The 5073-nt window shown below is 43.0% G+C and carries 5 protein-coding genes and 1 pseudogene; all 6 read left to right on the top strand.

The features are described from left to right. Positions 1-548 precede the first annotated feature (548 nt). Positions 549-1349, top strand: a complete 801-nt coding sequence (locus AB204_RS19710) for a DUF2829 domain-containing protein (RefSeq protein ID WP_047965094.1) — start codon at positions 549-551, stop codon at positions 1347-1349. A 562-nt stretch (positions 1350-1911) separates the two neighbouring features. Next, a complete protein-coding gene (locus AB204_RS19715) occupies positions 1912-3084 on the top strand; it encodes a phage tail sheath protein (protein WP_047965095.1) in 1173 nt (390 codons plus the stop codon). A gap of 11 nt (positions 3085-3095) precedes the next feature. After that, positions 3096-3614: a phage major tail tube protein gene (locus AB204_RS19720; RefSeq protein ID WP_047965096.1), complete on the top strand. Its 519-nt coding sequence runs from the start codon at positions 3096-3098 to the stop codon at positions 3612-3614. A gap of 105 nt (positions 3615-3719) precedes the next feature. After that, complete coding sequence (locus AB204_RS19725) at positions 3720-4037, top strand: phage tail assembly protein (protein WP_047965097.1); 318 nt, start codon at positions 3720-3722, stop codon at positions 4035-4037. A 14-nt stretch (positions 4038-4051) separates the two neighbouring features. Further along, the gene (locus AB204_RS19730) at positions 4052-4171 is read left to right on the top strand and encodes a GpE family phage tail protein (RefSeq protein ID WP_011144425.1); all 120 of its coding nucleotides are present in this window, start codon (positions 4052-4054) and stop codon (positions 4169-4171) included. Beyond that, positions 4164-5073, top strand: a pseudogene (locus tag AB204_RS19735) (phage tail protein); the annotation flags it as partial. The gene AB204_RS19730 and the pseudogene AB204_RS19735, both read left to right, overlap by 8 nt.

The raw sequence follows: 5073 nt of genomic DNA on the forward strand, positions 1-5073 counted from the left end.
CAATAATAGATTTTGACCATGCCCCAGCCGCCAATTTTTGGGTTTCTACCAAACCGAGGTTTTCTACAAGAATTAGATCATTACGATCCAAGCTAAGATCCTTGTCATTAACTTAAAAGCTTTAAAAATAGTGGTGAAAATGAATCTATTTAATTTGCTAAAAAACAACCAACTTCCTCAATAACCTCGAATAACACGAAAAAGAACAAATTTTGAACCGAAATATTGACTCTCAATCAATCCTTTTCCAAAATTTTTTGACCAGCTACAGCTGGGTTAACGTATTAAGCGCATACGTAATATATTTGCCCGTGACCTGATAATGACGTTGGCACTTGGAACCAGAATAACAAATATTATCTCTCCCTGTTAATCCGCAGAAAAATAACACTTTTTACAGTCACCATTTGTACGATGAGACTGACAAGGACAATCAATTAAAATCCATCCCAACATTCATTAATCTGTGCAGACTGCTTATCCGCAGAGGAAAGCGAAATTTTCAAGGTTTCGCTTTCTGATTGATTTTCAACTATAAGGAAAAAGATATGTCTGAAACAATTAAAACTGAAAACCAGAACCCTGAGCATGAATGTCCGTTTGATCCCAATAATTATAAAGGCGAGCAGATTGTTGCCCCAGAAGGCTCTTTCTATTGGGCGCTGATTCAATTGAAACTGGGCAAGAAAGTGCGTCGCAGTGACTGGGCTGACAAGGAACAGCTAAACTTTGTCCCGCGCCGTACCGACACCGAAGGCAAGTTCGATTATTTATCCCATATTGATAAGAGCAATAAACACGGCAATTGGGCACCTTGGCAGCCGATACAAGAAGATCTGATGGCTTGCGATTGGGTGTTGATTCAAGAAGCGATAACACCTGAAGAGAGAGAAAATCTGGTTTTTGATCTTAAATCAGACATGTCCATATCTTCATGGGGAGCGCAAAGAACTTGGGGGTATATAGGTGAGAAAGGGGGACCTCATTATGATCCATCACTTCTTGGTAGCTTAAATATGATTCGAAATAACACTGATATTAAAACCGTTACGGCATTCGTTGTTAGCGATGTAGCTGATATTTACCAAAAGTTCCAATATATCCGCTTTAATTTCTTCTCTGAAAAAATGAATGACTTGCAGTATGCCAGTGAGATAAAGGAAAAAAATCTGCAGGTAACAGTCGATAACGTTACCTATAATTTAGGAAAGCCTACTACCGCTCGTTTCGAGAACGGATTGGGATGGGGGACTGCATATAGTAATGAGCAAAACTCAGCCGTTGATGAACTGATTAAAGTCTTACAGCAAACGGGTAAAACTAAGCGTTTTTACTGTGTTTGGAAGTAATTCAATTCTGAATTAGTTTGTTAAGGCCACACAATGTGTGGCCTTAATCATATCCAATGTTTTCCCCTCACCAAAAAATAACCAAAACTGCCAATTGACTTGAACAACACAAAAAAAGAACAAATTTCGCACCGAAAAAGAGGGCAAAAAAAAACATATCCGGTATTCTTTGACGGCGACTTCTGTTTACAGCATCATGTCGATAAATTAGCTAGTAGAGGCAATTTTATGGTCATACAGGCAAATACAGATCAAGCTATCGACGGCGATCTCTAACCACTTCCCACAATACCCAATGACAGAGCCCCGACGGATACCAGAAACTCATTACTATGGATAAGGACTTTTTTGCAGCAGATGCTGAAATCCAGAACATGTTCAAGATTGAGCAGTAAAATCTTTTTAAACACCAAAATCTAATTCTTTCCAACGGCGTTCTCCAACCAGAACAACACCTTACATCTATCCCATTTGTACCATCCACCAGACACTGCCAACCGCATGATTTTAAATGCCTATTGCGTCAATATACTCCCACACCTTAACAGGAGAGAACGCTAATATGGCACAAGATTATCATCATGGAGTCCGTGTACAGGAAATCAACGAAGGTACGCGCACCATTACAACCGTTAGCACCGCTATCGTGGGTATGGTCTGTACTGCACCTGACGCAGACGAAAAAACATTTCCATTAAACACACCGGTATTACTGACTGACGTTATGAGCGCCAGTGGTAAGGCTGGGAAAAAAGGGACTTTGTTCGCATCACTGAAAGCAATCGCAGCCCAGGCTCAACCAGTCACTGTTGTTGTTCGTGTGGCTGAGGGCGAGTCGGAAGAAGCAACCATTTCTAACATCATCGGTGGTGTCACTGATGAAGGTAAGAAAACCGGTCTGCAGGCACTGTTGGCTGCGCAAAGCCAGCTCGGTGTTAAACCCCGCATTCTGGGTGTTCCGGGTCTGGATTCAAAAGCTGTGGCTACTGAACTGGCCTCTATTGCCGAGAAACTGAAAGCAATGGCGTATGTGAGCGCTTATGGCTGCAAAAAAATCGAAGAAGTCATCAAATATCGTGAAAACTTCAAGCATCGTGAGCTGATGCTGATTTGGCCTGACTTCCTGAGCTGGGATACTGTCACCAACAGCGAAGCGATTGCTTTTGCAACCGCTCGTGCTTTGGGTCTGCGCGCTAAGATCGACCAGGAAACTGGCTGGCACAAAACCCTGTCCAACGTTGGTGTCAACGGTGTGACTGGTCTGTCCGCTGATGTCTTCTGGGATCTGCAAGATACCGCGACTGACGCTGATCTGCTGAACAAAGCTGGCATCACTACGCTGATCCGTAAAAACGGTTTCCGTTTCTGGGGTTCACGCACCTGTTCTGATGACGCACTGTTCCAGTTCGAAAGTTACACCCGTACTGCTCAGGTTCTGGCTGACACCATGGCTGACGCGCATATGTGGGCAATCGACAAGCCGCTGACCCCATCGCTGGTACGCGATATTATCGAAGGTATCAATGCCAAGTTCCGCGAGTTGAAAGCGGGTGGCTACATCATTGATGGTCGTTGCTGGTACGACGACAAAATCAACGATAAAGACACCCTGAAAGCAGGCAAATTGACCATCGATTACGACTATACCCCTGTACCGCCACTGGAAGACATGATGTTACGCCAGCGCATTACAGATAGTTACCTGATGGATTTCGCGAAAAGTATCAATAAATAAGGGGCTGACTGATGGCATTACCTCGCAAACTTAAATACCTGAACTTGTTCAACGATGGCAACAACTATCAGGGCATTGTGGAAGAACTGACTCTTCCTAAATTGAGCCGCAAGCTGGAAGCCTACCGTGGCGCTGGCATGAACGGCAGTGCAATGGTGGATCTGGGTCTGGATGAAGGCGCCCTGGATGCTGAATTCACTCTGGGCGGTGTTGAATCTCAACTGTACAAACAGTGGGGCATCGCGAAAGCGGATGGCGTCATGCTGCGTTTTGCCGGCTCTTTTGAACGCGAAGATACGGGTGACGTAGTTGCAGTTGAAGTTGTGATGCGTGGTCGCTTCCAGGAGTTTGATCACGGTACTTATAAACAAGGTGATAACACTCAGACCAAAATCACCGCCAAAAACACTTATTTCAAACTGACATGGGATGGCGAAGAACTGATTGAAATTGACACCATCAACATGGTTGAGAAAGTGGGCGGAGAAGATCGTCTGGAGCAACATCGCCGCGCTATCGGTCTTTTTTAATCGCTCTTTTAGCAATTAAATTTTTTAAAACTTATTTCCTGTCTCATCAATACGTTAGTCGTGCTTGTTGAGACAGGCTTTTAATCGGATAAACAAGGTTGAACCATGACAGAAACACTGAATACTCAAAATGACGATCTGCGCACCATCGAATTGGAAGCACCACTGGCGCGAGGCAACGGCGAAATCACGGAAGTGATGGTACGCAAACCTAACAGCGGTGCATTGCGCGGTGCACGTTTACAGGCGCTGCTGGAAATGGATGTGGATTCTATGCTGCTTGTTCTGCCGCGTGTTACCACCCCTGCATTGACCAAAAGTGACCTGATGATGATGTCACCTGGTGATCTGATTAATCTCAGTGTGGAGGTGGTCAATTTTTTGTTGCCGAAGTCGGTCAAGTCCGATTCCCAGAACGATTAACGGTTGATGAATTGGTGGCGGATATCGCCACCGTTTTTCACTGGTCACCGGCAGTGACGGATGAAATGTCATTGCCGGAACTGTTGGACTGGCGACATCGGGCCATTTTAAGAAGTGGTGCAGAAAATGAGTAATATACAGTCTCAGCTAGACAAGGTATTGAGTGCCGTTGGAAAGCTGACCAGTTCCTTTAAACCTTTTCAGCGGCATCAAAAAAAGCTGGCGGATACAGTAGATAAAATCCATAACCAGTTTAAAAAGCTCAATAAGAGCATTGAGAGTTTAAAACCTATAGTCGGATATGCGCAGGAAACTGCGCGTATGCGTGCCGATCTCAAAGCCTATAATCAAAGAATTGTACAATCTTTATCTGTGCGGCAGAATTCCTCAAAAGTAATGCAGGTGAGCGCTGCCAGTCAATCAGTCAATATTACTCAAATAACCCAAAGTATCAGTAAGGAAAGTTCATCTGGCAATACAAATGAAGTGAATGTGGGTGTTACAGGTAATATGACTAACAATTTTAAATTGTTAGATAAGCTAGTTATTAATATTAATCCTCAAATAAATATTTTATTTAACATGTTGAATAAAATTAATGGGGTTTTGAACTTAACGACGGGTTTTGTACAGGTAACATTCCAAACATTAATTAATAATATACAAATATTTGGCAATATTAGTATCAAAGCATTTAATTCATTAAAAGTCAGTCTGGCAATATTTACCCAATTAGGCATTCAAGTGTTTGCAAATTTCAGTGCAAAACTGAATTTATTTGCTCAATTAGGGCTTAGCATTTTTGTGCAATTAAGAGCCAGCCTAAATGTATTTGTTCAGATTGGCATTCAGGCACTGAATAAATTAAGTACCAGTTTAGATCTCTTTGCCCAGATAGGAATTCGGGCTTTTATTGAATTAAAAGCGAGCCTGAATTTCTTTGCGCAGTTGGGTATTCTGGCATTTGGTAAATTGAAAGCCACGCTGGATTCATTTGTACAGCTGGGCGTGCAGGCGCTGGACAGATTGCTGGCAC

The organism is Xenorhabdus khoisanae (assembly GCF_001037465.1).
Lineage (GTDB): Bacteria > Pseudomonadota > Gammaproteobacteria > Enterobacterales > Enterobacteriaceae > Xenorhabdus > Xenorhabdus khoisanae.

What these genes read in the sequence shown, in the direction of transcription:
- AB204_RS19710 (WP_047965094.1), top strand. Translation starts at nt 549, where the DNA reads ATGTCTGAAACAATTAAAACTGAAAACCAGAACCCTGAGCATGAATGT.
- AB204_RS19715 (WP_047965095.1), top strand. Translation starts at nt 1,912, where the DNA reads ATGGCACAAGATTATCATCATGGAGTCCGTGTACAGGAAATCAACGAA.
- AB204_RS19720 (WP_047965096.1), top strand. Translation starts at nt 3,096, where the DNA reads ATGGCATTACCTCGCAAACTTAAATACCTGAACTTGTTCAACGATGGC.
- AB204_RS19725 (WP_047965097.1), top strand. Translation starts at nt 3,720, where the DNA reads ATGACAGAAACACTGAATACTCAAAATGACGATCTGCGCACCATCGAA.